This is a genomic window from Citricoccus sp. SGAir0253 (genome assembly GCF_005877055.1).
In the GTDB taxonomy this organism is placed as follows: Bacteria; Actinomycetota; Actinomycetes; order Actinomycetales; family Micrococcaceae; genus Citricoccus.
Window position 1 is genome coordinate 233,325 of record NZ_CP039424.1, and the last position, 22,754, is coordinate 256,078.

Sequence of the window (22,754 nt, forward strand, 5' to 3'; positions counted from 1 at the left end):
GCCGGAACGGGCGGGTAAGAGGGGGAGCGGCCCACGCCGCGACGAGGTCATGGCAGGAGCATAGGCGCAGGTCAGCTGCGGAGAGTGACCAGCGACCCGAGCCCGCGCACCGCCGCGTCGCGCAGCGCCGGGTTCCGGGTCCGGTTGCTCACCCGGGCCATGAGCGCCGAGGCCCGCACGATCCGCTGGGTGGGCCGGCGCCGGGCGCGGTCGTAGCGGCGCAGTCCCTCGGCCACGGTGGGCGCGGCGACGAGCGACTCCGCCAGCACCAGTCCGTCCGTGAGCGCCTCCCCGCCGCCGCGGCCCAGGTGCGGCAGCATCGCGTGGGCGGCATCCCCCACGAGCACGGTGTTCGCCGCGACGTAGGAGGGCAGCGGCTGCGACCACTTCAGGCGGCGCCGGTCGATCGTCGCCGGCGTGAGGACCGCCAGCACGCGCTGCACGTCCTCGTGCCAGCCGGCGAACTCGCGGCGCAGCACGGCCAGCGGGTCCTTCGCGCGCGAGCCGGCGCGCTCGAGCGGCATGCACGCGTACCAGTTGGTGCCACCGCCGGGGAACGGGGTGGTGCCGAACAGCAGCTCCGTGCCCCACGTCTCGGCCGCCTCCCGGCACGGCACCGGCACCACGCCGCGGAAGGCGACCAGGCCGGCGTCGGAGACGCGGGCCCCGGGGAACGCGGCATCGCGTACGGCGCTGTGGATCCCGTCCGCGCCCACGACGACGTCGGCCGGCGGAGCGGGCGCGTCCGGTCCCACGGGCGCGGAGAACCGCACGGTGCCCTCCGGCAGCCCGGCGAGCAGGGCCTCGAGCAGCGCCATCCGCGGGACGAGGTGCAGCTGCCCGCCGCGGCCGCGCCCGGAGACCTCGGCCAGCACGGTGCCGTCCGGGCGCAGGATCCTCCCGCCGGAGACCGCGGCATCCGGTGCGTCGCCGCCCAGCACGGTGCCCTCGAGGCGCTCGGCGACGCCGAGTTCGCGCAGGGCGCGCCACGCGCCGGGCCAGACACCCAGCTGCGTGCCCGCCGTGGACAGTCGCGGCTCGCGCTCGTGGACGGTGACCTGCCAGCCGGCGCGGTGCAGGGCGGTGGCGGCGGACAGGCCGGCGATGCCGGCGCCGACGATCGTGGCGGTGCCTCTCATGCGGCCATTGTCGCAGCCGGGGCGGCAGGGGACAGGGGCTGCGGGACGCCGGTCCTCGCGACCGGCCCGGCCGCCGTCGCGCCGGCGGGTCCCGGCCGGATCGAGCGCCGGCCCGGCCGCCGTCGGCTCACGCGGCGCGCTCGGTGACGTCCGCGAAGACGGCCCACATCCGCTCGTCGATCTCCACCTGGCTGAGGAAGACGACGATCGTGCCGTCGGGGTCGATGAGGAACGTGGTGCCCTGCCCGCCGGACCAGCCGAGCCGCCCGGCGTGTGCCCCGCCGGTCTGGACGGACAGCCCGTAGCCCCAGCCCGTGTCCTCCCAGAAGCCGGGGAAGAAGCTCTCCTCGGTCTTCGCGCCCGGAGCCACCTGGTCGCGGGTCATCTCGGCGACCAGCGCGGGGTCCAGGACCCGGCGGCCCTCGTGGCGGCCGCCGGAGGCGATCATCCGGGCGAACCGCAGGAAGTCCTCGGCCGTGGAGACGACCTCGCCGTGGGCGACGTCGAACGGCGGCTCGCCGGCATGGAAGCCACCGCCGAGCGGCTCGGTCTCCCGCAGCGTGCCGTCCACGCGGCGGTAGGCCGCGGGCAACCGGTCCGTCTTCGCCTCCGGCACCCAGTAGCCGGTGTCCGGCATGCCGAGCGGCGCGAACAGCACGCGCTCGAGGTGGTCCTGCAGGCGCTGCCCGGACCAGCGCTGCAGCAGGATGCCGAGCAGGCTGAAGCTGGTGTGGTACCGGAAGCCCTCCCCGGGCTGGTGGGCCAGCGGCAGGGTGGCCAGGCGCCGCAGCCACTCGTCCGCCCCGAGGGTGAGCGGTTCCGGGCCGGCCGCGACCCCAGCGCGGCGGTCTCCCGGGCCAGCGGCGAGTCCACGATCTCCATGCCGTAGCCCGAGCCGTTGACGAGCAGGTCCCGGACGGTGATGGGCCGGGCCGCGGGGACGACGTCGTCCAGCGCGGCCCCCGGGGCCCGGAGCACCGGGCGCCCGGCGAGCTCCGGCACCCACCGCTCCACCGGGTCGTCCAGGGACAGGGCGCCGTCCTGGACCCCGAGCAGGGCGGCGGCGGCGGTGATCGGCTTGGTCATGGACTGGATGCGGATGATGGCGTCCGGGCGCAGGGCCGGGCCGTCCAGGGCCATGACGCCGGCGCACGCGACCTCCGCCCCGTCCCAGCCGCCGGTACGGCTGCGGACGAGGATGCCCCCGGGGATCGTGCCGGCGTCCACATGGCGCCGCACCAGCGATGCGAGGTCCTCGGTCATGTCCGTCCTCCGTCGTCCGGGCGGGGTCCGCCCGTCGCCGTCCGGCCGGTCCGTCCGGCGACCCCGCGGCCCACGGTAGGCCCGGCGCCCGTCCGGCCGGAAGGCATGGTGTCGCCCCACCTCGGCGGCGCGGCGGAGGCGCGGCGCCCCCGGCCCGCCGCCGGCGCCCTCAGCCGCGCAGGTGTGCCCGCCGCCCCACCACGGTGGCGACCACGAGGGCCGCGGCCACCGCGGCGGTGACGCCGAACAGCCCGGCCCAGCGGCCGGCGTCGGCGAAGGGACCGGCGGCCACGGTGCCGACCGCGCTGCCGGCGAACAGGGAGGCGGCGAACAGGGCGACGGCGGTGCCGCGCAGGGCGGGCAGGACCTCCGTGGCCCACGTCTGCAGCGAGGTGTGCAGCAGCGCCCACGTCCAGCCGAGCAGCAGGGCGGCGGCCACCACGGTGCCCACCGAGACGTGGATCGCCACGGCGGCGTACCCGGCCACCAGCCCCGCCCCACCGAGCGCCATGATCGCCGGCCGGGACAGGCGCCGGGACAGCGGGCGGACGAGCCGGCTCGCGGCGAGCGTGGCGACGCCGTAGGTGGCCACGGCGAGCCCGGCCGTGGTGGCGTCCAGCCCCTGGTCCTGCAGGGCGGGGGCGAGCAGGGTGAGGATGCCGAGCACCACGGCGCCCTCCACGAAGACGAGCACCATGACGAGCAGCATCCAGCGGTCGGACAGGGCGGCGGTGATCGCCCGCCACAGCCGGGTGGGCGCGGGTCGCTCCGGCTCGGGGCGGCCGCGCAGGGACCACAGGCACAGCAGCGCCAGGGCGGGCGGGATGGCGAACATGACCCGCCAGCCGGCGGTCTCTCCCACGGCACCCGCGGCCGCGGTGGCCAGCGCCGTGCCGACCGCGATCGCCGCCATGTTGTCCGCCAGGGCCGCCTGCCGGTGCGGCCCCGGGACGGTGTCCCCGATGTACGTGATGGCCGTGGGGATGATCCCGCCGAAGAACGCACCGGTCAGCGCGCGGGCGACGACGAGCACCGCGAGGCTCGGGGCCAGCGCCGAGGCGACGCCGGTGAGCACCGCGCCGAGCAGCGCCACGCGCATGAGCCGCAGCCGGCCGAACCGGTCGGACAGCGTGCCCCACAGCGGCTGGGTGAACCCGTACGCCAGGAAGTACGCGCCCGCCACGGCGAGCGCCTGGGCGAGCGTCGCGCCGAGGTCCGCCGCGAGCACCACCAACAGCGGGGAGACGGCGAAGCGGTCCACGCTGGAGGTCAGGGAGGCCAGCGCGACGCCGGCCGGCGGCCGGGCGGGGCGGGCGCCGGGGGCGAGGGGGCCGGCGTCGGGGCCGGCGGGGCCCTCCGGACGGCGCGGGGAAGGGGGCTCGGGCGGGGGAGTCACGACCACCCAAGCTACGCGATCGCCCGCCCGGCGGCCCCGCGCCTCCGGCCCGTGGCGCCCGGGACCCGCGCCTCCGGCTCCCACGGTGGGCCCACCCACCCAGGGTCACGTACGCGACCGACGTGGCCTCGCGCGGCGTGTCGCCACGCTCGTCGTGTACGTGACGGGTGATGAGGGGCGGCGCTGGGGGCGTCGACGGCCACTGTCGGTGCGGGACCGGGCCGTGCTGGACTGGGCCGCGCGCCCATTCCCCACCGCTCCCCATCCCGCGCAGGCAGGAGTCCCCATGCAGACCGTCACCCTGAACACCGGAGCGCAGATGCCCATCCTCGGCTTCGGCGTCTACCAGATCCCCGCCGAGGACACGGAGCGGGCGGTCTCCACGGCCCTGGAGGCCGGCTACCGCCTGCTGGACACGGCCGCGGCGTACGGCAACGAGGAGGCGGTGGGGCGGGCCATCGCCGCCAGCGGCATCTCCCGCGAGGAGCTGTTCGTCACCACCAAGCTGTGGATCCAGGACTCGGGGGAGCAGCACACCGTGGATGCCTTCGAGCGGTCGCTGCAGCGCCTCGGGCTCGAGTACGTGGACCTGTACCTGATCCACCAGCCCTACGGCGACTACTACAGCGAGTGGCGCGCCATGCAGGAGCTGCACCGGCAGGGGCGCGCCCGCGCGATCGGCGTCTCGAACTTCCACCCGGACCGGCTCGTGGACCTCATCCTCCACAACGAGGTCACCCCGGCGGTCAACCAGGTCGAGGTGAACCCCTTCCACCAGCGCGTCGAGGACCAGCGGATCATGCGGGAGCGCGGGGTGCAGACCATGTCCTGGGGCCCTTCGCCGAGGGCCGGAACGGCCTGTTCACGCATCCCGAGCTGAGCGCCATCGCGGAGGCCCACGGCGTGTCCGTGGCGCAGGTGGTCCTGCGCTGGCTGGTCCAGCGCGAGGTGGTGGCGATCCCCAAGTCGGTGACGCCCGAGCGGATCGTCCAGAACCTCGACGTCTTCGGCTTCGCCCTCGCGGAGGACGAGATGGACCGCATCGCCGCCCTGGACACCGGGGCCTCGGCCTTCTTCGACCACCGCGACCCGCGGATGACGGCCCGCCTGGGCACCTCGCGCGTGGACTGAGGTCCGCGCGGCGTGTCCCGACGCGGAGCGGGCGCGTGACTGGGGGTGGCTCGGGGGCGGTGCGCTCCCGGGTCGCATTCCGTGGATGCCGGCGCTCGGCATCCGGGGAATGCGACCCGGAAGCATCGGGGTCTGCGGCGACTCAGCCCACCGGGGCGCTGCCCTCGCCCGCGGGGGCGGGGCCGCCCTTGAGGATGCCCAGGGCGTGCGGCTCCTGGAACTCGCGCAGGCCGATCGTGCCCATCTCGCGGCCGATGCCGGACTGCTTCACGCCGCCGAACGGGGCGCGCTGGTCCAGCAGCACCGGGCCGTGGGTGTTGTGGAAGACGTAGCCGGCCTGCAGTCGGGCGCCGACCTCGCGGGCGGTGTCCTCGTTCGAGGTCCACACGGAGTTGCACAGCCCGTACTGGGTGTCGTTGACCATCCGGATGCCCTCCTCCACGTCCTCGAAGGTGATGATCGGGATGGTGGGCCCGAACTGCTCCTCCGTGACCACGCGCAGGGAGGGGTCCGGGTCCAGGACGATCGAGGGGCGCATGAAGTACCCCTCGGACCACTCGCCGCCCGGCAGCTCGCCGAACTCCCGGACCTCGGCGCCGGCGTCCCGGGCCTCCTGCACCAGGTCCTGCACGAACTGCAGCTGGGCCTTCTGGTGGAAGGGGCCCATGGTGGTGGACGGGTCCGTGGCCGGGCCCAGCTTGACCTGCTCCAGGCGCTTGGTCAGCTCGGCGACGAGCTCGTCCTTCTTGGAGGAGTGCACGTAGATCCGCTTGGCGTTCATGCACACCTGGCCGGTGGTGCCGTAGATGCCCATGAACAGCAGGTCCAGGCCCTGCTGGTCGAACTCGGCGTCCGGCAGGATGAGCACCCCGTCGTTGCCGCCCAGCTCGAGGGTGACCGCGGTGAGGGACTCGGCGGCCATGGCCATGATGCGCTTGCCGCCGCGCACGGAGCCGGTGAAGCAGACCTTGGCCACGTCCGGGTTGGACACGAGGGCCTCGCCGATCTCGGCGTCCTCGCCGGTGACCACGTTGAGCACGCCGGCCGGCAGGCGCTCGGCCAGGCGCTGCACGGCACGGGTGGTGGCCAGCGGGCAGGACGGCGGCGGCTTGACCACCACGGTGTTCCCGGCGACCAGCGCGTACGGCAGGGAGGCCCCGAGGATGGCGATGGGCCAGTTGAACGGGACGATGATGGTCACCACGCCCATCGGCTGGTGGGAGACGACCACCTCGGTGGGCGGACCGGGGAGGGTCTCGACGGCGTCCACCTCCTCCGCCAGCCCGCAGGCCAGCTCGGTGCGCTGGACCAGGCCGATGAGGTCGAACGTGGACTCGCCGATCACCTTGCCGTTCTCGGCGGACAGGATGGCGGCCTCGCGCTCGGAGTCCTCCATGATGGCGCCGGCGGCCTCGGTCAGCCGCGCCGCGCGCTCGGCGCCGGTCAGGGCCGCCCACTCCGGGAAGGCGGCCCTGGCGGCGGCCACGGCCTCGAGGGCCTGCTCGCGCGTGGCGGCGGAGGCCTCGCCGACCACCTCGGACGGCCTGGCGGGGTTGGTGATGGTCAGCGTCCGCTCCGTGGAGTGCTCCCGGCCGCCGTAGTACAGCGGGGTGCGGACCGGTCCCTCGCCCTGGGCGGCGGAGGGGGCGGTCGTGCTGGTGTCGGTCATGATGCCTCTTTCGGGGTGTGAATAGGCGGGGAGAGGTCGAGAAAGCGATTCACGCTCGAGAAGAACTGGATTCCTGCATGAGACGGCGCGTCAGCGGGCGGACCGGCGCGCATGTGAGGCGAATCACTCTCTCGATAGTGAACCAAGGGTGGCCGGGGTCGTCAAGGGACTGGGCGCCGAGGGGCGCTCCCGCACCCCACGCCCCCGCGGATTTCTGCGCGAAAACGCAGGTCAACAGCCGGTCGGGCGAGTTAGCGCAAAAATGATGCAATTTCCCCTTGCCGTCGTCCCGGTCGCGCCCTAGGCTCTCCGGTGACATATCTCACATCTCAGCAAAGTGGCTGGGATCTCGAGGAATCCCTGGGGGATCACATGGCAGCAACCATCACGCGGCCGGAGACGTCTGTCTCCGAGCTCGAGGAAAAGGCCTATGAATTGCGGGAGAAACTGCTTCTCCTGTGCGGTGAATACGATGGAGCGGTGCACATCGGGGGTGACCTCTCCTCCGCGGACCTCCTCACCGTGCTGTTCCAGTACGGCATGCACGTGGACCCGCAGGACCTGCGCAACCCCGAGCGGGACCGGTTCGTCCTGAGCAAGGGCCACGCCGCGGTCTGCATGTACATCACCATGGCCATCCGCGGCTTCTTCGACTACGAGGAGATCGTCCGCACCTACGGGCGCCTGGACTCCGCCTACGGCATGCACCCGTGCAAGGTCCAGCTGCCCGGCGTGGAGGTCTCCACCGGCTCCCTCGGCCACGGCCTGCCCCTGGCCACGGGGATGGCGCTGCACGGCCGGCGCCAGGGCATGCAGCACCGCGTCTTCACGCTGATGGGGGACGGCGAGACCGGCGAGGGCTCCGTGTGGGAGGCCGCCCTGGCCGCCCACAGCAACGGCCTGGGCAACCTCGTGGCGGTCATCGACCGCAACCGGCAGCTGATGACGAGCTTCTCCGAGGAGCGGGTGAAGCTCGAGCCGTACCCGGACAAGTGGCGGGCCTTCGGCTGGAACGTGGTCGAGGTGGACGGGCACGACATGGGCGCGCTGGTGGAGGCCGTCGACGGCCTGCCCGCCCCGGACTCGGACACCCCCACGGTGCTCATCGCGGACACCGTCAAGGGCAAGGGCGTGGACTTCATGGAGCGGAACCTGGCGTGGCACGCCGGCTCGCTCAACGACAAGGACCTCCAGCGGGCCCTGGCCTCGCTGGCCGACGGACGGAAGGTGGCCTGACATGGCGACCAGCACGGACCAGATCACCTCCTTCACCTTCGGGGACCTGCTGTCCTCGCGCACGGTGATCGGGCAGACCCTCAAGGAGCTCGGCGAGGACCGGGACGACCTGTGGGTCCTCACCCCGGACATCGGCGCCACCCTGGTGGAGTTCCGGGACGCCTTCCCGGACCGCTTCGTGGACGTGGGCCTGTCCGAGCAGGCGTGCGTGGGCATCGCCGCCGGGCTGGCCGCGGAGGGCAACGTCCCCGTGGTCTCGGGCATGCTGCCGTTCCTGAGCATGCGCGCCCTCGAGCAGGTCCGCTCGGACATCTGCTACCCGAACCTGCCGGTCAAGATCGTCGGCACCCACGGCGGGCTGGTCGGCAACGGCGGCTCCACGCACTACGCGGTGGAGGACCTGGGCCTGATGACCTCCCTGGTCAACATGACCGTCACCTCGATCGGCGACCCGCTCATGGTCGGGGAGGTCCTGCGCCAGTCCATGGACATGACCGGCCCGCTCTACATCCGCCTGGCCGTCGGCAAGAAGGACCGGGTAGTCTACGAGCCCGGCAGCGTGGAGGTGCGGATCGGCCGGGGCATCACCGCCCGCGAGGGCGGGGACCTGACCCTGCTGGCCCACGGCGAGACGGTCGCCCAGGCGCTGCAGGCCGCCGAGGTGCTGGCCGCGGACCACGGCCTCGACGCCCGGGTGATCGACATGTTCACCCTCAAGCCGATCGACGAGGAGCTCATCCTGCGCTGCGCCGAGGAGACGGGGCGGTTCGTGGTGGTCGAGGACCACTTGGCCTACGGCGGTCTCGCCTCCCGCGTCTCGGACGTCCTCGTGGACCACGGCGTGCGGCTCGGGGGCTTCCGCCGGCTCGGCATCCCGCAGGTGTTCGCCGGCTTCGGCGAGGACACGGAGCTGCGGGACAAGCACGGCTACGGCCTGGCGGCCACCGTGGACGCGGCCCTCGAGGTCGCCGGCCTGAAGGGGGCCTCGGCATGAGCGCGGCGTCCGGGACGGACACCGCCACCGCCACCGCGCCGGCCGCCGGGCCGGGGGCGCCGGCGGCGCCCGGCGTGGAGACCGTCGCGGTCACGCGGATCGGCAGCCTGCGGGATCCCGACGCCGGCCGGCGCGGGGAGATCGGCGTCGTCACCCTCCCGGCGGACGAACTGGGCCCGGAGGACGTGCGCATCACCGTCGCCTATGCGGCGATCTGCGGCTCGGACCCGCACCTGGCCGAGGGGTTCTTCGGCACCGACGTGCCGATCGGCCTGGGCCACGAGGTCTCCGGCATCGTGGCCGAGCTCGGCCCCGGCGTGCGCCGCACCGACCTGGCCGTGGGGGACCGCGTCTCCGGCAACTTCGTCCGGTTCTGCGGCACCTGCCCGCCCTGCCAGGACGGCCGCCAGCAGTTCTGCGAGCACCTGGGCGAGTACAACCGGCCGGGCATGGCCCGCTCCGTGGTCTGGCACGAGTCCCAGGTGTACCGGCTGCCGGAGGGCGTGTCCCTGCTCGAGGGCTGCCTGCTGGAGCCCACCTCGGTGGCCGTGCGCATCGCGGACAAGACCCGGGTGCGTCCCGGGGACCGGGTGGCCGTCTGCGGCGGCGGGCCCATCGGGCAGCTGGTCCTGCAGCTGATGCACCGCCACGGGGCCACCGCGCTGACCATGATCGAGCCCATCGCCGAGCGCCGCGAGCTGGCCGGGCGCTTCGGCGCCCGGCACGTGGTGGACCCGACCACCGAGTCCCTCGCCGAGCGCACCCGGGAGATCACCGCGGGCGCGGGCTTCGACGTCGTGGTGGACGCCTCCGGCTCCCGGCACGCCGTGGCGGGCCTGCTGGACATCGCCGCCCCCGGCGGCACCGTGGTCTACGGGGCCATGTACCCCGAGGACTACGAGCTGCCGCTGAACCTCTCGGACCACCTCTACCGCCGCGAGCTGACCCTGACCGGGGTGTTCCTGTCCCCGTACACGTTCCCCCGGGCCGTGCGGCTGCTCGAGGAACTGGACCTGGAGCCGTTCCTGCAGGCCGTGTTCGACCTCGAGCAGGCCCCGAGGCCTTCGCCGCCCACGTCAGCGGCGAGCACCCCAAGGTGGTCATCCGCTGCAACCGGCTCGACGACGAGGGGCGCCGGCCATGAGCACCGCCGCCACCACCGCGGCGACCGGCGCGGCAGGCGCCGGCGAGCGCACCGGGGGACCCGCGCTGCGGGCCGAGGGCATCTCCAAGCACTTCGACGGCGTCGCGGCGCTGACGGAGGCCCGGCTGGAGGTCCGCCCCGGGGAGATCCACGCCCTGCTGGGGGAGAACGGGGCCGGGAAGTCGACCCTCATCAAGGTCCTCACCGGCGTGCACCGTCCCGACGCCGGCACGATCACCTCGGCCGGGGAGCCCGTCCAGTTCTCCGGGGTGCGGGACGCGCACCGGGCCGGGGTCGTGGCCCTGTACCAGGAGCTCTCGATCGTGCCGACCATCAGCGTGGCCGAGAACATCCTGCTGGGGGAGACCACCCCCACCACGGCCGGCGTGGTCCGGTGGTCCGAGGTCCGGCGCCGGGCCCAGCGGCAGCTGGACCGGCTCAACCAGCGCATCCCGGTGCGCCGGCTGGCCGGGCGGCTCTCGCCCGTGCAGCAGACCATGGTGGCGGTGGCCCGCGCGCTCGCGGCGGACGCCCGGGTGCTCATCCTCGACGAGCCCACGGCGTCCCTGACGGACACCGAGATCACGGACCTGTTCGCGGTGCTGCGCGGGCTGCGCGCCGAGGGCGTGGGCATCGTCTACGTCTCCCACCGGCTCGAGGAGGTCTTCGAGCTGTGCGACCGGGTGACGATCATGCGCAACGGCTCGACCATCACCACCCGGGACGTCGCGGACATCACGATCGACGAGGTCATCTCCACCATGGTCGGCCGCGCGCAGGGCGAGCTGTTCCCGGCGCGGGGCACGGCCACGGACCGGGCCGTCGTGGAGGTGGCCGGGCTCACCGGCCGGCGCGTGCGGGACGTGTCCCTCACGGCGCACGCCGGGGAGGTCCTCGGCATCGGCGGCCTTGCCGGCTCCGGGCGCAGCGAGCTGCTGCGGCTGCTCGCGGGCGCCCAGAGGACCACCGGGGGCACCGTCACGGTCTCCGGCCGGCAGCTGCCGGGCCGGGCCGACGTCGGCGCCGTCCTGGAGGCGGGCATGGTCCTGGTCCCCGAGGAGCGCCGGAGCCAGGGCGTGTCCCTGGCGGCCTCCATCCAAGACAACATCGCCCTGGCCAACCTGGGCGAGGTCAGCTCCGCCGGCTGGGTGTCCTCCCGCCGCGTGGCCGAGTTGGCCCGGCGCGGGATGGAGGAGCTGCGCATCAAGGCCCGCGGGCCCCGCCAGCACGTGGGCCTGCTCTCGGGCGGCAACCAGCAGAAGGTCGTCCTGGCCAAGATGCTCGCCCGCAAGCCCCGGGTCCTGCTGCTGGACGAGCCGACCCGCGGGATCGACGTGGGCACCAAGGCCGAGATCTACCGGCTCATCCGGCACCTGGCCGCCCAGGGCACCACCATCATCGCGGTCAGCTCGGAACTGCCCGAGCTGATCGGGCTGTCCGACCGGATCCTCATCCTGCACGAGGGCCGCGTCTCCGGCGAGGTGCCCGCGGAGGGCGCCGACGAGGAACTGCTCCTGACCTACTGCTACGGAAGGAAGGCCTGACATGGCCACCACCGAGACCGCCCCCGCGGCCGTCCTGCCCGAGCGCCGCCCGCCGCTGGTCCAGTTCGTCTGGCAGGGCGGGACGGTGATCGCCCTCGTGGCGCTCATCGCCGTCTTCGGCGCGCTGAGCCCCGCGGGCTTCCTGTCCCTGGGCAACCTGACGAACATCCTGGCCCAGGTGGCGATCCTGACGATCATCGCCGCCGCCCAGACCATGGTCATGGTCACCGGCCACTTCGACCTGTCCGTGGGCACCACCGCCACGCTGTCCGGGGCCAGCGCCTCGGCGCTGATGCTCGCGGGGCTGCCCGTGCCGGTGGCCATCCTGCTCGGGCTGGGCGTGGGCCTGGCGGTCGGCATGGTCAACGGCTTCCTCGTGGCCTACCTGAACATCTCGGCGATCGTGGCCACCCTGGCCACGCTGACCACCGTGGGCGGTCTCGCCTTCATCGTCACGGACGGCACCACGCTGTACGGCATGCCGGCCTCCTTCTTCTGGATCGGCCAGGCCCGGCCGCTGGGGCTGCCGCTGCCGGTGGTCTTCGCGGTGATCGTGGCCGCGCTGGTCTGGGTGGTGCTGCGCTACACCACGGTCGGCCGGCGCTGGTACGCCGTGGGCGGCAACGCCGAGGTCGCCCGGCTCTCCGGGGTCAGCGTGCGCCGCAACGTCTTCTGGGCCTTCGCCCTGGCCGGGGTGACCTCCGGCCTCGGCGGCATCGTCCTCGTCAGCCGGCTCTCCAGCGCGAGCGCCACGAGCGCCAACGACTACATGATGCTCGCCGTGGCCGCCGTGTTCCTCGGCATGACCCTCTCCGGCTCCGGCCAGGCCAACCTCGGCGGGACGCTCGTGGGCGTCGGCATCATCGGCGTCCTGCAGAACGGCCTGAACATCGTGGGCGTCAACACCTACGTGCAGCAGGTGCTCACCGGCGTCATCATCGTCGCCGCGGTGCTGCTGTCCTCCGTGAAGTCACGGCAGGCCTAGGCCGCCCAGGCCGACCGGCGGGCCAGCCGGCCCGCCGACCGGGCCCGCCGCCGTCGGGCCCGGGGGTCCGCACCCCCGCGGTCCCCGCCCCCGCACGCCCCACAGCCCCTACCCCAACCTCCGCTGCCGCCGCTGGCGGCACCACCCCCAGGGAGAACACCATGCGTACTCGACTCACCCTCACCACCGGTCTCGCCGTGGCCGGACTGCTGACCCTCTCCGCCTGCGGCGGGGACGCGGGCGGCGGCACCGGCAGCGGCGGGGCGGCCGGCGACGACGGCACCTTCAAGGTCGCCGCCTTCACCGCCGGCTACGGCACCCCGGGCGGCAAGCTGACCCTGGACAAGTTCGTGGAGGAGGGCAAGGCCAAGGGCTGGGACGTGACCCTGTACACGAGCGACTTCGACTACGACAAGATCAACTCGGACATGCAGTCCGCCATCACCCAGGGCACGGACGTCATCCTGGCCGGCTTCCCCGACCCGCGGCAGATCGCCCCCCTCGTCACCGCCGCCGAGGGCGCGGACATCCCGATCTTCTCGATCGACGGCGGCGTGGAGCCCAACGACGCCTTCGTGGAGGACGTGACCTTCGACCAGGAGCAGCTCGCCGACCTCACCGTCGGGGCCCTGGAGGAGGCCATGGGCGGGCTCGAGGGCAAGGACGTGATGGTCATCGGCCACGACCCGCACATCGGCATCATGACCCGCAGCAACCTGGCCATGGACAAGCTCCAGGAGGCCGGGGCCAACATCACCGGCGGCGACATGAAGCAGGTCCTGAACCCCGGCACCTCCCAGGAGGAGGCGCTGAAGTTCGTCACCGACTACCTGCAGGCCAATCCGGACGGGCTGGACGGGGTCTGGGTCGGCTGGGACCACGCCGCCCTGGGCGCCGCGCAGGCCATCACCGAGGCCGGCAAGGAGGACACCTACGTCACCGGCGTGGACGCCCTCGGCGTGGCCGTCGAGGAGATCAAGAAGGGCGGGCCGTTCTACGCCTCCGTCCACCAGGACTGGTTCTCCGTGGTGGACGTGGTGGTCGAGGACATCGAGGAGTACCGCGCCGACGGCACCCTGCCGGAGGACAACTTCGTGACGGTCGAGGGCGAGCTGATCGACCGCTCCAACGCCGCGGACTTCACCCCGTCCATGTGAGCCCCGGGGCGGGGCCGGCGCCTCCGCGCGGGCCCCGCCGGCCACGCCACCGGCACCACCCACCCACCAGAGAGGGACAGCATGACCACCACCGACCAGACCGACCGCCGCACGGGCACCGACCGGATCCTCGAGCTGTTCTCGATGCGGGAGGACATCGTCGTGGTCACCGGCGCCTCCAGCGGGATCGGCCAGGCCGCCGCCGAGGTCTACGCGGACGCCGGCGCCACCGTGGTGGTGCTCGGCCGCGACCGCGCCCGCCTGGACGAGGTCCGGGACGCGATCACGGCCGCCGGCGGCACCGCCCACGCCTACGCCGCGGACCTGTCCGTGCCGGGCACGGCCGGGGATGTCCTCGAGCGGATCACGGCCGAGGTGGGCCGGCCCACCGTGGTGGTGGCCAACGCCGGGATCGCCGGCGGCGGCAGCTACCGCACCGAGGACGGGGCCATCGGCCGCTACACGGACGAGGAGTGGTCCCGGGTGGTGGCCACCAACCTCAACGGCACGTTCGAGACCGTCCGCGCGGCCGCCCGCGTGCTGCCGGACCACGGCCGGATCCTGGTGACCTCCTCCACCGCCGGGCTGCGGACGGACCCCATGGTGTCCTACGCCTACGGCGCCACGAAGGCCGGCATCGTCAACCTCACCCGCCAGCTCGCGCTCGAGCTGGCCCCCGCGGCATCCGCGTCAACGTGATCGCCCCCGGCCCGTTCAAGGGCACCCGGATCGGCGGGGACGCCGAGCTGGACGAGGCCGGGGAGCGGATGTGGGAGGAGACCATCCCGCTGGGCCGGATGGGCACCATGGCCGAGATCCGGGCGCCCATGCTCTTCCTCGTGGCCCCCGGCAACTCCTTCGTCACCGGCGCCGTGCTCGCCGTGGACGGCGGGGCGCTGGCCCTGTCCCACACCATGTTCTGACCTGCCCACCTTCCCCTCACCTCCCTCAGCTCCCCCCCTCACCCCCCAAGGAGAACCATGACCACCCTGGCCGACAAGGTCCTGCTCATCACCGGCGGCGCGAGCGGCATCGGGCGGGCCACCGTGCGCCGCTGCGCCGAGAAGGGCGCCAAGGTCGTCGTCGCCGACCTCGACCTCGACGGCGCCCAGCGGGTGGCGGACGAGGTCACCGCCGCCGGCGGCCACGCCCGGGCCGTGGCCGTGGACGTGTCCGACTTCGCCGCCGTCGAGCAGGCCGTGCGGTCCGCGGTGGAGGAGTTCGGCCGGCTGGACGGGATCTTCAACAACGCCGGCATCGCCGGCGGGCGGCCCCTGCTGGACCACGAACCGGAGCGGGACTACCACCCGATGATCCGGATCGACCAGGACGGGGTCTACCACGGCATCCTCGCCGCGGCCCGCCAGTTCGTGGCCCAGGGCGGCGGCGGGGTCATCGTCAACACGTCCTCCATCTACGGAGAGCAGGCCGCCGAGCTGGCCTTCAGCTACAGCGCCGCCAAGGCCGCCGTCATCTCCTTCACCCGCTCGGCCGCCTACGAGCTGGCCGAGCACGGCACCCGCGTGCTGGCCATCACCCCCGGGCGGGCCAACACGGCGATCATCCAGCAGTTCCCCCAGGACCTGCGGGACCTGTTCGCCTCGGAGCAGCTGCGCAACACCATGACGGAGCCGGTGGAGATCGCCAACGTGGTGGCCTTCCTGTTCTCGGAGGACTCCAACGCCATGAACGGCACCGTGGTGCACGTGGACGACGGCTACTCCGTGTTCAAGCACCGCTTCGACCTTCCGGAGTTCTGAGGTGCGCGCGACGACGACGGCCCCGGCCACGGCGTCCGTGGCGGCGCCCGGCCGTCCCGCGCTCGCGGTGGACCTGGCCTGCCAGGGCGCGGCGTTCACCACGGACCCGTTCGGCGAGGACTTCGCCCGGTGCCTGCCGGTGCTGCGGGACGCCGGCTACCGGCGCGTGGTGCTGGGACCGCTGGACCCGTCCAGCCGCGGCGTCGCGGACCTGGCCCGGCGCATCGGCGACGCCGGGCTGGCCCCCATCGCCATGGCCGTCCAGTCCCCGGAGGCGAACGTCGCCTCGCCCGAGCCGCACGTCCGCCGTCGGGGGCACGACCGGCTGCGCCGGTTCGTGGACCTGGCCGGGCGGCTGGGCGCGGACCAGCTCAACGGGGTGCCCTACGGGGTCCACGGGGACGTGTCCGCCCGTCCGGACGAGCGCACGCTGGCCAACACGGCCCAGCTCGTGGGGGACGTGGCGGACGAGGCCGCCGCGGCGGGCATCATGATGACCTTCGAGGTGGTCAACCGCTACGAGACCTCGGTGGTGAACACCGCCGCGGAGGCCGTGCGGTTCGTGGAGCTCTCGGGCTCGCGGAACCTGCGGATCCACCTGGACACCTTCCACATGGCCGTCGAGGAGGCGGACCTCGTGGGGGCGGTCGCGCACGCGCTGCCGTACCTGGGCTACCTGGAGTTCGGGCAGTCCTCGCGCGGGCTGCTCTCCACCGGCAGCCTGGACCTGCCCCGCGTGCTGGCCGAGGTGCGGGCGCTGGGCTACACCGGCCGCTACGGGGTGGAGGGCTTCAGCCGGCCCCTGATGCAGGAGCCCGTGGCGGACGCGCTGCGGATCTGGGCCACCACGTTCGCGACCGGGGAGGAGTTCGTCCATGATGCCGCTGTTCTCTTCGCCGCCGACCCCGCCCCTCCCGGACCCCGCGGCGGCTGAGGCGCTGGCTAGATTGGGGGACATGTCCCCCGAGCGTGATGACCTCCTGGCCTACCCCCGCCCCTCGGTGGCGGCCGACGTGGTGCTGCTGACCGTGGCCGAGGGCCGGCTCCACGTGGTGCTGCGCCGCCGCGACCAGGGCTCCCACGCGGGGGAGTGGATGCTGCCCGGGACCATGCTCCGCGAGCGCGAGCGCCTGGGCGACGCCGTGCTGCGGTGCCTCGAGACCCGCATGCACGTCCGGGGCCGGTCCCCGCGCCAGCTGCACGTCTTCGACGACCCCGAGCGGGACGAGCGCGGCTGGGTCCTCACCGTCACCCACCTGGACGTGGTGCCGCTGTCCGCGCTGGATCTCGCCCTCGAGCACGGGCACGGCCAGCTGCGGCCGGTGGACGAGGTGCACGGGCTGCCGTTCAGCCACGACGAGATCATCGCCTGGGCCGTGCGGATGGTCCGCTGGGAGTACGAGCAGGCCCCGGACCCGTGGTGCCTGCTGGACGACGAGTTCACCATGACGCAGCTGCGCCAGGTGCACGACGCCGTCGCCGGGGCCCCGCACCAGAAGGACACCTTCCGCCGCGCGATGGAGCCCCAGCTCGAGGCCCTCGACGTGCGGGCCATGCCGCCCGGCTCCGGCCTCGGCCGGCCCGCCCGGGTCTACCGACGCCGGCCGGACGGCTACCAGCCCGTGCTCATCATGGCCTGAGCGGCCTACGGTGGCCGGACCCCGGCCGCCCCGGCTGCCCCGTCCCGTCCCGTCCCGCCGTCCGCCGCCGTCCACCCGTCCCCCGCCCCCGGGGTCACGTACACGACGGAGGGTGCTCGGCGCGGCGAGTCCCGACGTCGGCCGTGTACGTGACCCTCCCCCCTCCCGTCCCCGAGCCGCGGCTCCCATCCCGTGAAGGAGATCCCCATGAAGATCCAGGCCCTCGTCGTCGAGCAGAAGGACGCCCCGTTCGTCCCCGAGGAGCTCGAACTGGAACAGCCCGGCCCCGGCGAGGCGCTCGTGCGGGTGGTCGCCTCCGGCGTGTGCCACACGGACGCCATCACGCAGGCCGGGGACATGCCGCTGCCGCTGCCGGGCGTGCTCGGCCACGAGGGCTCGGGCGTGGTGGAGGCCGTCGGCGACGGCGTCACGAACGTCGCGGTGGGCGACCACGTCATCATGGGCTGGCCCTACTGCGGGCAGTGCCGCAACTGCCGCCGCGGCGAGCACCGGTACTGCGAGCTGCTCGGCCCGGCCGTGGCGAGCGGGCGGCGGTTCATCGGCCCGGCCGCCGGGACCTCGGCCTACACCCGGGCCGACGGCTCCACGCTCTCGGGCCACTTCTTCGGCCAATCCTCCTTCGCCACCCACTCCCTGGCCAACGCCAACGCCCTCGTCCCGGTGGACCCGGACGTGCCGCTCGAGCTCGTCGGCGTGCTGGCCTGCGGCATCACCACCGGCGCCGGCGCGGTGCTGAACACGGCCCGGCCGGAGCCCGGCGAGTCGCTGGTGGTCTACGGGGCGGGCGCGGTCGGCCTGGCCGCCGTCATGGCCGCCCGCAACACCCCCGCCACCACGATCATCGCGATCGACCTGCACGACAACCGCCTGGAGCTCGCCACGCGCTTCGGCGCCACCCACGTCATCAACTCCTCCCGGGAGGACGCCCTCGAGCGCATCCGGGAGGTCTGCGGCGGCCCGGCCGACTACGCGATCGACTGCACGGGCGTGGTCCCCGTGATCGAGGAGGCCGCCGAGGCGGTGGGCATGCTCGGCACGCTCATCCTGATCGGCGGCGCCCCCGCCGCGGCGCGGTTCAGCCTGGACCACATGCGCACCCTGTGGGGCAAGCGCGTGGTGGGCACCCTCGGCGGCTCGGGCACCTCGCAGGACCTCATCCCCGCGCTGATCCGGCTGTACCAGCAGGGCCGGTTCCCCTTCGACGAGCTCGTGCGGTACTACGGCTTCGACCAGGTGGACCAGGCCTTCGCCGACTCGCACTCGGGGAGACCATCAAGCCCGTGCTGCGCATCGCCGAGGCGTAGGGAGAGGCGCCGGGAAGGACGCCCCCTGCCGCCGGCACGGGAGTCACGTGCACGACGGACGTCGCCTGCCGCGGCGTGTCCCGACGGGGAACGGGATCGTGACGGGGGAGGGGGTCCGCACCTTGTGGCGGGACCACCGCCGCCCCATCCTGTTCCCGTGTACGCGATCCGCGCCCGGCATGCCTTCGACGGCACGCGGTTCCTCCCCGGCGGGGCCACCGTGGTGGTGGACGCCGGCCGGATCGCCGCCGTCGACGGCCCGCGCACCCAGCCGCCCGCCGGCGTCGAGGTCCTCGAGCACCCCGGCACCCTGCTGCCCGGGCTGGTCGACTGCCATGCCCACCTGGTCGCGGACGGCACCGTCGGCGGGCTGGAGCGGGCCGGGGCGATGACCGGCGAGGAGCTCGACGCCGTCATCCTCGACTCCCTCCGCGCGCAGGTCCGGGCCGGGGTGACGACCGTGCGCGACCTCGGGGACCGGGACTTCCGCACGCTGGGGCACCGGGACCACCCGGGTCTGCCCCGCGTAGTGGCGGCGGGGCCTCCGCTCACGGTGCCGGGCGGCCACTGCCACTACCTCGGCGGCGCCGTGGAGGGGGACCTGCGCGTGGCGGTGGACGGGCACGCCGATCGCGGGGTGGACCTCGTCAAGGTCATGGCCTCGGGCGGGTTCGCGACCCCCGGGACGGACATGCTGGGGGCGCAGTTCACGCCGGCCGACCTGGTCGCGGTCGTCGAGCGGGCGCACGAGCGCGGACTGCCCGTCGTGGCCCACGCCCACTCGCTGCTCGGCATCCGGTACGCGCTGGAGGCCGGCGTGGACGGCATCGAGCACTTCACCGGCCTCTCGCCCGAGGGCGTGCGGCTCGACGACGCCCTGCTGGACGAGGCCGCGCGCCGGGGGACCGCCGTGGACCTGACGATGGGCAACGACCGGGCGCTCCAGGCCCTCATCGGGCAGCCGCCCCCGCCGCTCGCGGCGCTGCTGACCCGCCTCGGCCTCACCTCCTACGAGGAGTTCTACGCCGAGCGCGTGGCCCTGCTCGGCCGCCTCCGCCGGCACGGGGTGACCGTGGTCAGCGGGGTGGACTCCGGCATCGCGCCCCCGAAGCGGCACGGCAACGTGTGGCGCACCGTGGGGGAGATGGTCGAGGCCGGCTTCCCCGTGGACGAGGCGCTGGCGGCGGCGACGTCGGCCGCGGCCCGGGCGTGCGGGCTCGGCGGCGAGACCGGGCGGCTGGCGGCGGGCCTCGCCGCCGACCTCCTGCTCGTCGACGGCGACCTCGCCCGGGACGTCACCCCGCTCGGATCGCCGCGGGCGGTCCACGTCCGCGGCGTGCCCGGCGTCCCCGGCTAGGGCGCCGGGGCGGGGAAGGCTGAGTGTTCCGGCGCGGCGGGAGTCACGTGCACGACGGGCGTCGGCCCCCGCGGCGTGTCTCGACGTGGAGCGCGATCGTCACGGGGGGTGCCGGGGTCGGCGGGGCGCGCCCGCTCGTTCCCGGGTCGCATTCCGTGGATGCCGGGGTCCGGCACCCACGGAATGCGACCCGGGAGGGGGAGGTGACTGGTCCTGGCGCTCAGCGCACCCGTGGATCAGTTCGTTAGGCTCCATCCATGCCCGAGAACGTCGCATCCCGCACCGCCCCCGCCCGCCGGCCGCTGGGGCCGTCGTCGCGCTCGCAGGTGCCGGACTTCGAGGTGATGACGATCCTCGGCCGGGTGAGCGAGCTGCGCGCCGCCGGGCACGACGTCGTGAGCCTGTGCGCCGGGGAGCCCGGCGGGGGCGCGCCGGCCCTCGTCAACGCGCGCGCGGCGGAGATCCACGCCTCGGGGCGGGCGCTGAACTACACCCCGAGCCTGGGCATCGCGGAGCTGCGGGAGGCGATCGCCGGGCACTACCGGCGCTGGTACGGCCTGGACGTGGACCCGGCGCGGGTCGCGGTGACCACGGGGTCCTCGGGCGCGTTCATGGCCGGCTTCCTCGCCGCGTTCAACGCGGGGGACCGGGTGGCGATGGCCCGCCCCGGCTACGCCGCCTACCGCAACATCCTCACCGCGCTCGGCTGCCACGTGGTGGAGATCGACGCCGGCCCCGCCGTGCGCTACCAGCCCACCCCCGCGCTGCTCGAGGAGGCGGAGGCCGCCCACGGGCCCCTGGCCGGGCTGGTCCTGGCCTCGCCGAACAACCCGACCGGCACCATGGCCACGCGCGCCGAGGTCCGGGCACTCGCCGAGTGGTGCCACGAGCACGAGGTGCGGCTGGTCTCGGACGAGATCTACCACGGCATCACCTACGCGGACACGGCCTCCGCGCCGGTCGAGCAGGGCGAGGAGGACGAGCCCGGCGACGAGCGCGGCGTGTGCGCGTGGGAGTACTCCACCGAGGCCATGGTCATCAGCTCGTTCTCCAAGTACTGGGGCATGCCCGGCTGGCGCATCGGCTGGATGCTCATGCCCGAGGACCTGGCGCCGGCGATCGGCGGGCTGTCCGGCTCGGTGTCCCTGTGCCCGCCGGCCGCGGCGCAGTACGCGGCGGTGGAGGCGTTCGCGGACGAGTCCTACGCCGCGTGCGACGAGCAGGTGGCCGGCTTCGCCCGCGCCCGCGCCCTGCTGCTGGAGAACCAGGAGCGGCTGGGCTGGACGGACGCCGCCCCCGCGGACGGCGCGTTCTACTTCTACGCCACGCCGGGGGAGCGGATGCTGGCGAGGTACGGCACCTCGACGGCGTACTGCGAGGCCCTGCTCGAGCAGGCCCACGTGGCCCTCACCCCCGGCACCGATTTCGACACGGCGCACGGCGACCGGTACATCCGGCTGTCCTTCGCCGCCGGGTACGACGCCGTCCGCGAGGCGATCGAGCGCATCGTCGCCTTCCAGCGGGGCTGAGTCCCGGCCGGGGCGCGGCCTCGCAGGGCCCTCCCAGCCAGCGCCCGTAGGCTCCGGGACATGCCACCCCTGCGACCCCCGGAGTCCCCTGTGGCGTACCCGCCCCAGCTCGCCGGGCGCGGTCCTGCCGCCACGGCCCGTCCCGCCCGCCGGCCGCGGGTCCTGGTGCTGCTGGGCATCGACGGCGCGGGCAAGACGACGGCGGCCAGGACCCTCGTGGCTGCGGAACGGGCCGCCGGCCGCCGGGCCACCGTGGTGCGCAACCGCTCCGGCCGCCGGTGGATGACCCGGACCGCGCACCGCCTCGGCCGCGACCTGCCCCCGGCGTGGGCGGACCCGGTGGAGACGGTGGTGCGCACGCTCAACGTGCTGGCCGCGCACGCGCGGGCCGGCGTCGGTGGGGGACTGGTGGTGATGGACCGGCACGTGGCGTGCCAGCTCGTGCTCCGCGTGGTGCGCGGCCTGCCGCCGGGCCGCCTGCTGCCGTGGCTCTCGGACCGCCTGCTGCGCGGGGCCGCCGTCGTGGTCCTGGACCTGCCCGCCGAGGCCGCGCACGCGCGGATCCTGGCCCGCGGCGAGGACGAGGAGTCCTTGGGGTTCCTGCGGGCCTCCCGCGCCGCCTACCTGGAGCTGGCGGAACGCCGGGGCTGGGCCGTGGTCGACGCCGGCGGGACGCCCCGGTCGGTCGGCGCCCGGCTGCGCCGGGTGGCGGAGGCCGGCGCGCGTTGAGAGGCGGGCGCTCGGGGCCTCCGGCTGCGGTGGCCTCCGCCCCGGCCGCGCGGAACGCGACCGGCCGGCCCGCCGCGGGATGGTCCGCGACGGGCCGGCCGGCGTCGTGCCTCTCCGTCAGCCCGTCAGCGCGAGCCGACGCGCTTGCGCCCGGCGAGGCCCTCGGCCACGCCGATCAGCAACACCGAGGCGATGACGGCCACGATGAAGCCCACCACGTTGAGCTCGAAGATGTCCCCCGTGCCCAGCAGGTTCGCGACCACGCCCCCGATCACCGAGCCGGCCAGCCCCAGCAGCAGGGTGGCCAGCAGGCCCAGGTTCTGGCGTCCGGGCTTGATGAGCCGGGCCAGCGCTCCGATGATGAGTCCCGCGATGATGAATCCGATCATGCTGAGTCCTTCCTCTCGTAGGCCTCCCGACTCTAGTACCCGATGACCTGCGGTGACGCGCCGCGCCGCGTTCGCCGTCAGGGAACCCCGCCGGCGGGGGTTCCCCTGCGCGGCACCGACTCCTAGGGTGGCATCACCTGTTACCGAGAGAAGGGAGTGCCCATGGGACTCGGAGACAAGATCGGCAATGCTTCGGACAAGGCCGTCGGTGCCGCCAAGGAGAAGGTCGGCGACGCCACGGACAACCGCGACCTGCAGGCTGAAGGCCAGGCGCAGAACACGTCCGGTCACGTCAAGCAGGCGGGCGAGGATGTCAAGGACGCGGCCAAGGACGTCACGGACGGCCTGAAGTAGCCGACACCCCCCA

21 protein-coding genes and 2 pseudogenes are annotated in these 22,754 nt (G+C 74.2%); 17 read left to right on the forward strand and 6 right to left on the reverse strand.

The annotated features are described in order from the left end of the window. Nucleotides 1-71 precede the first annotated feature (71 nt). The 4 genes and pseudogenes from E7744_RS01110 to E7744_RS01120 all read right to left on the reverse strand — a co-directional run bounded on the left by E7744_RS01110 (nucleotide 72) and on the right by E7744_RS01120 (nucleotide 3,798). Nucleotides 72-1,139, reverse strand: a complete 1,068-nt coding sequence (locus E7744_RS01110) for an FAD-dependent oxidoreductase (protein ID WP_137772522.1) — start codon at nucleotides 1,137-1,139, stop codon at nucleotides 72-74. Nucleotides 1,140-1,266: 127 nt separating this feature from the next. Further along, the gene (locus tag E7744_RS01115) at nucleotides 1,267-2,145 is read right to left on the reverse strand and encodes a serine hydrolase (protein ID WP_246858494.1); all 879 of its coding nucleotides are present in this window, start codon (nucleotides 2,143-2,145) and stop codon (nucleotides 1,267-1,269) included. Next, nucleotides 2,082-2,402 (reverse strand): annotated as a pseudogene (locus E7744_RS16045) (serine hydrolase); the annotation flags it as partial. The pseudogene E7744_RS16045 and the gene E7744_RS01115, both read right to left, overlap by 64 nt. Before the next feature lie 169 nt (nucleotides 2,403-2,571). Next, nucleotides 2,572-3,798: an MFS transporter gene (locus E7744_RS01120; RefSeq protein WP_246858495.1), complete on the reverse strand. Its 1,227-nt coding sequence runs from the start codon at nucleotides 3,796-3,798 to the stop codon at nucleotides 2,572-2,574. A 286-nt stretch (nucleotides 3,799-4,084) separates the two neighbouring features. Here E7744_RS01120 and E7744_RS01125 point away from each other — a divergent pair, with 286 nt between their 5' ends. Next, nucleotides 4,085-4,678, forward strand: coding sequence for an aldo/keto reductase (locus E7744_RS01125; RefSeq protein ID WP_371415363.1), 594 nt, complete (start codon nucleotides 4,085-4,087; stop codon nucleotides 4,676-4,678). A 23-nt stretch (nucleotides 4,679-4,701) separates the two neighbouring features. Further along, the gene (locus E7744_RS16545) at nucleotides 4,702-4,929 is read left to right on the forward strand and encodes an aldo/keto reductase (RefSeq protein ID WP_371415364.1); all 228 of its coding nucleotides are present in this window, start codon (nucleotides 4,702-4,704) and stop codon (nucleotides 4,927-4,929) included. 142 nt (nucleotides 4,930-5,071) lie between these two features. On the opposite strand, the gene E7744_RS01130 is transcribed toward E7744_RS16545, so the two are convergent. Beyond that, nucleotides 5,072-6,598: an aldehyde dehydrogenase family protein gene (locus E7744_RS01130; protein ID WP_137772525.1), complete on the reverse strand. Its 1,527-nt coding sequence runs from the start codon at nucleotides 6,596-6,598 to the stop codon at nucleotides 5,072-5,074. Between the two features lie 372 nt (nucleotides 6,599-6,970). Between E7744_RS01130 and E7744_RS01135 the strand changes: the two genes are divergently transcribed. The 14 genes and pseudogenes from E7744_RS01135 (at nucleotide 6,971) to E7744_RS01200 (ending at nucleotide 21,998) form a co-directional block, all read left to right on the forward strand. Continuing rightward, nucleotides 6,971-7,834, forward strand: coding sequence for a transketolase (locus E7744_RS01135; protein ID WP_137772526.1), 864 nt, complete (start codon nucleotides 6,971-6,973; stop codon nucleotides 7,832-7,834). Nucleotide 7,835: 1 nt separating this feature from the next. Further along, complete coding sequence (locus E7744_RS01140; protein ID WP_137772527.1) at nucleotides 7,836-8,828, forward strand: transketolase family protein; 993 nt, start codon at nucleotides 7,836-7,838, stop codon at nucleotides 8,826-8,828. Continuing rightward, a pseudogene (locus tag E7744_RS16550) lies at nucleotides 8,825-9,826 on the forward strand (zinc-binding dehydrogenase); the annotation flags it as partial. The gene E7744_RS01140 and the pseudogene E7744_RS16550, both read left to right, overlap by 4 nt. Nucleotides 9,827-9,968: 142 nt before the next feature. Continuing rightward, on the forward strand, nucleotides 9,969-11,516 hold the full coding sequence (locus tag E7744_RS01150; RefSeq protein ID WP_137772528.1) for a sugar ABC transporter ATP-binding protein: 1,548 nt from the start codon (nucleotides 9,969-9,971) through the stop codon (nucleotides 11,514-11,516). Nucleotide 11,517: 1 nt separating this feature from the next. Next, nucleotides 11,518-12,501: an ABC transporter permease gene (locus E7744_RS01155; protein WP_137772529.1), complete on the forward strand. Its 984-nt coding sequence runs from the start codon at nucleotides 11,518-11,520 to the stop codon at nucleotides 12,499-12,501. Nucleotides 12,502-12,662: 161 nt separating this feature from the next. Continuing rightward, complete coding sequence (locus E7744_RS01160) at nucleotides 12,663-13,658, forward strand: sugar ABC transporter substrate-binding protein (protein WP_137772530.1); 996 nt, start codon at nucleotides 12,663-12,665, stop codon at nucleotides 13,656-13,658. A gap of 81 nt (nucleotides 13,659-13,739) precedes the next feature. Next, complete coding sequence (locus E7744_RS01165) at nucleotides 13,740-14,357, forward strand: SDR family NAD(P)-dependent oxidoreductase (protein WP_138424629.1); 618 nt, start codon at nucleotides 13,740-13,742, stop codon at nucleotides 14,355-14,357. After that, entirely contained in the window at nucleotides 14,354-14,581 is a 228-nt protein-coding gene (locus E7744_RS15690) for an SDR family oxidoreductase (protein WP_168202339.1), read from the forward strand. Before E7744_RS01165 ends, E7744_RS15690 begins: the two co-directional genes overlap by 4 nt. Nucleotides 14,582-14,638: 57 nt before the next feature. Then, nucleotides 14,639-15,418: an SDR family NAD(P)-dependent oxidoreductase gene (locus E7744_RS01175; protein WP_137772532.1), complete on the forward strand. Its 780-nt coding sequence runs from the start codon at nucleotides 14,639-14,641 to the stop codon at nucleotides 15,416-15,418. Between the two features lies 1 nt (nucleotide 15,419). Then, entirely contained in the window at nucleotides 15,420-16,352 is a 933-nt protein-coding gene (locus tag E7744_RS01180; RefSeq protein WP_137772533.1) for a sugar phosphate isomerase/epimerase, read from the forward strand. 22 nt (nucleotides 16,353-16,374) lie between these two features. Further along, entirely contained in the window at nucleotides 16,375-17,058 is a 684-nt protein-coding gene (locus E7744_RS01185) for an NUDIX domain-containing protein (RefSeq protein WP_137772534.1), read from the forward strand. Nucleotides 17,059-17,265: 207 nt separating this feature from the next. Continuing rightward, complete coding sequence (locus E7744_RS15695; protein WP_168202340.1) at nucleotides 17,266-19,740, forward strand: amidohydrolase family protein; 2,475 nt, start codon at nucleotides 17,266-17,268, stop codon at nucleotides 19,738-19,740. 257 nt (nucleotides 19,741-19,997) lie between these two features. Further along, on the forward strand, nucleotides 19,998-21,269 hold the full coding sequence (locus E7744_RS01195; protein ID WP_137772537.1) for a pyridoxal phosphate-dependent aminotransferase: 1,272 nt from the start codon (nucleotides 19,998-20,000) through the stop codon (nucleotides 21,267-21,269). Nucleotides 21,270-21,329: 60 nt separating this feature from the next. Continuing rightward, complete coding sequence (locus E7744_RS01200) at nucleotides 21,330-21,998, forward strand: AAA family ATPase (protein WP_246858497.1); 669 nt, start codon at nucleotides 21,330-21,332, stop codon at nucleotides 21,996-21,998. 125 nt (nucleotides 21,999-22,123) lie between these two features. On the opposite strand, the gene E7744_RS01205 is transcribed toward E7744_RS01200, so the two are convergent. Continuing rightward, the gene (locus tag E7744_RS01205) at nucleotides 22,124-22,387 is read right to left on the reverse strand and encodes a GlsB/YeaQ/YmgE family stress response membrane protein (RefSeq protein ID WP_137772538.1); all 264 of its coding nucleotides are present in this window, start codon (nucleotides 22,385-22,387) and stop codon (nucleotides 22,124-22,126) included. 162 nt (nucleotides 22,388-22,549) lie between these two features. Between E7744_RS01205 and E7744_RS01210 the strand changes: the two genes are divergently transcribed. Next, complete coding sequence (locus tag E7744_RS01210; RefSeq protein ID WP_137772539.1) at nucleotides 22,550-22,741, forward strand: CsbD family protein; 192 nt, start codon at nucleotides 22,550-22,552, stop codon at nucleotides 22,739-22,741. Nucleotides 22,742-22,754: the final 13 nt, after the last annotated feature.

Excerpts from the sequence above, each read along its gene's own strand:
- E7744_RS01110 (WP_137772522.1), bottom strand. The coding sequence starts at position 1,139 with ATGAGAGGCACCGCCACGATCGTCGGCGCCGGCATCGCCGGCCTGTCC.
- E7744_RS01125 (WP_371415363.1), top strand. The coding sequence starts at position 4,085 with ATGCAGACCGTCACCCTGAACACCGGAGCGCAGATGCCCATCCTCGGC.
- E7744_RS01130 (WP_137772525.1), bottom strand. The coding sequence starts at position 6,598 with ATGACCGACACCAGCACGACCGCCCCCTCCGCCGCCCAGGGCGAGGGA.
- E7744_RS01135 (WP_137772526.1), top strand. The coding sequence starts at position 6,971 with ATGGCAGCAACCATCACGCGGCCGGAGACGTCTGTCTCCGAGCTCGAG.
- E7744_RS01140 (WP_137772527.1), top strand. The coding sequence starts at position 7,836 with ATGGCGACCAGCACGGACCAGATCACCTCCTTCACCTTCGGGGACCTG.
- E7744_RS01150 (WP_137772528.1), top strand. The coding sequence starts at position 9,969 with ATGAGCACCGCCGCCACCACCGCGGCGACCGGCGCGGCAGGCGCCGGC.
- E7744_RS01155 (WP_137772529.1), top strand. The coding sequence starts at position 11,518 with ATGGCCACCACCGAGACCGCCCCCGCGGCCGTCCTGCCCGAGCGCCGC.
- E7744_RS01160 (WP_137772530.1), top strand. The coding sequence starts at position 12,663 with ATGCGTACTCGACTCACCCTCACCACCGGTCTCGCCGTGGCCGGACTG.
- E7744_RS01165 (WP_138424629.1), top strand. The coding sequence starts at position 13,740 with ATGACCACCACCGACCAGACCGACCGCCGCACGGGCACCGACCGGATC.
- E7744_RS01175 (WP_137772532.1), top strand. The coding sequence starts at position 14,639 with ATGACCACCCTGGCCGACAAGGTCCTGCTCATCACCGGCGGCGCGAGC.
- E7744_RS01185 (WP_137772534.1), top strand. The coding sequence starts at position 16,375 with ATGTCCCCCGAGCGTGATGACCTCCTGGCCTACCCCCGCCCCTCGGTG.
- E7744_RS15695 (WP_168202340.1), top strand. The coding sequence starts at position 17,266 with ATGAAGATCCAGGCCCTCGTCGTCGAGCAGAAGGACGCCCCGTTCGTC.
- E7744_RS01195 (WP_137772537.1), top strand. The coding sequence starts at position 19,998 with ATGCCCGAGAACGTCGCATCCCGCACCGCCCCCGCCCGCCGGCCGCTG.
- E7744_RS01200 (WP_246858497.1), top strand. The coding sequence starts at position 21,330 with ATGCCACCCCTGCGACCCCCGGAGTCCCCTGTGGCGTACCCGCCCCAG.
- E7744_RS01205 (WP_137772538.1), bottom strand. The coding sequence starts at position 22,387 with ATGATCGGATTCATCATCGCGGGACTCATCATCGGAGCGCTGGCCCGG.
- E7744_RS01210 (WP_137772539.1), top strand. The coding sequence starts at position 22,550 with ATGGGACTCGGAGACAAGATCGGCAATGCTTCGGACAAGGCCGTCGGT.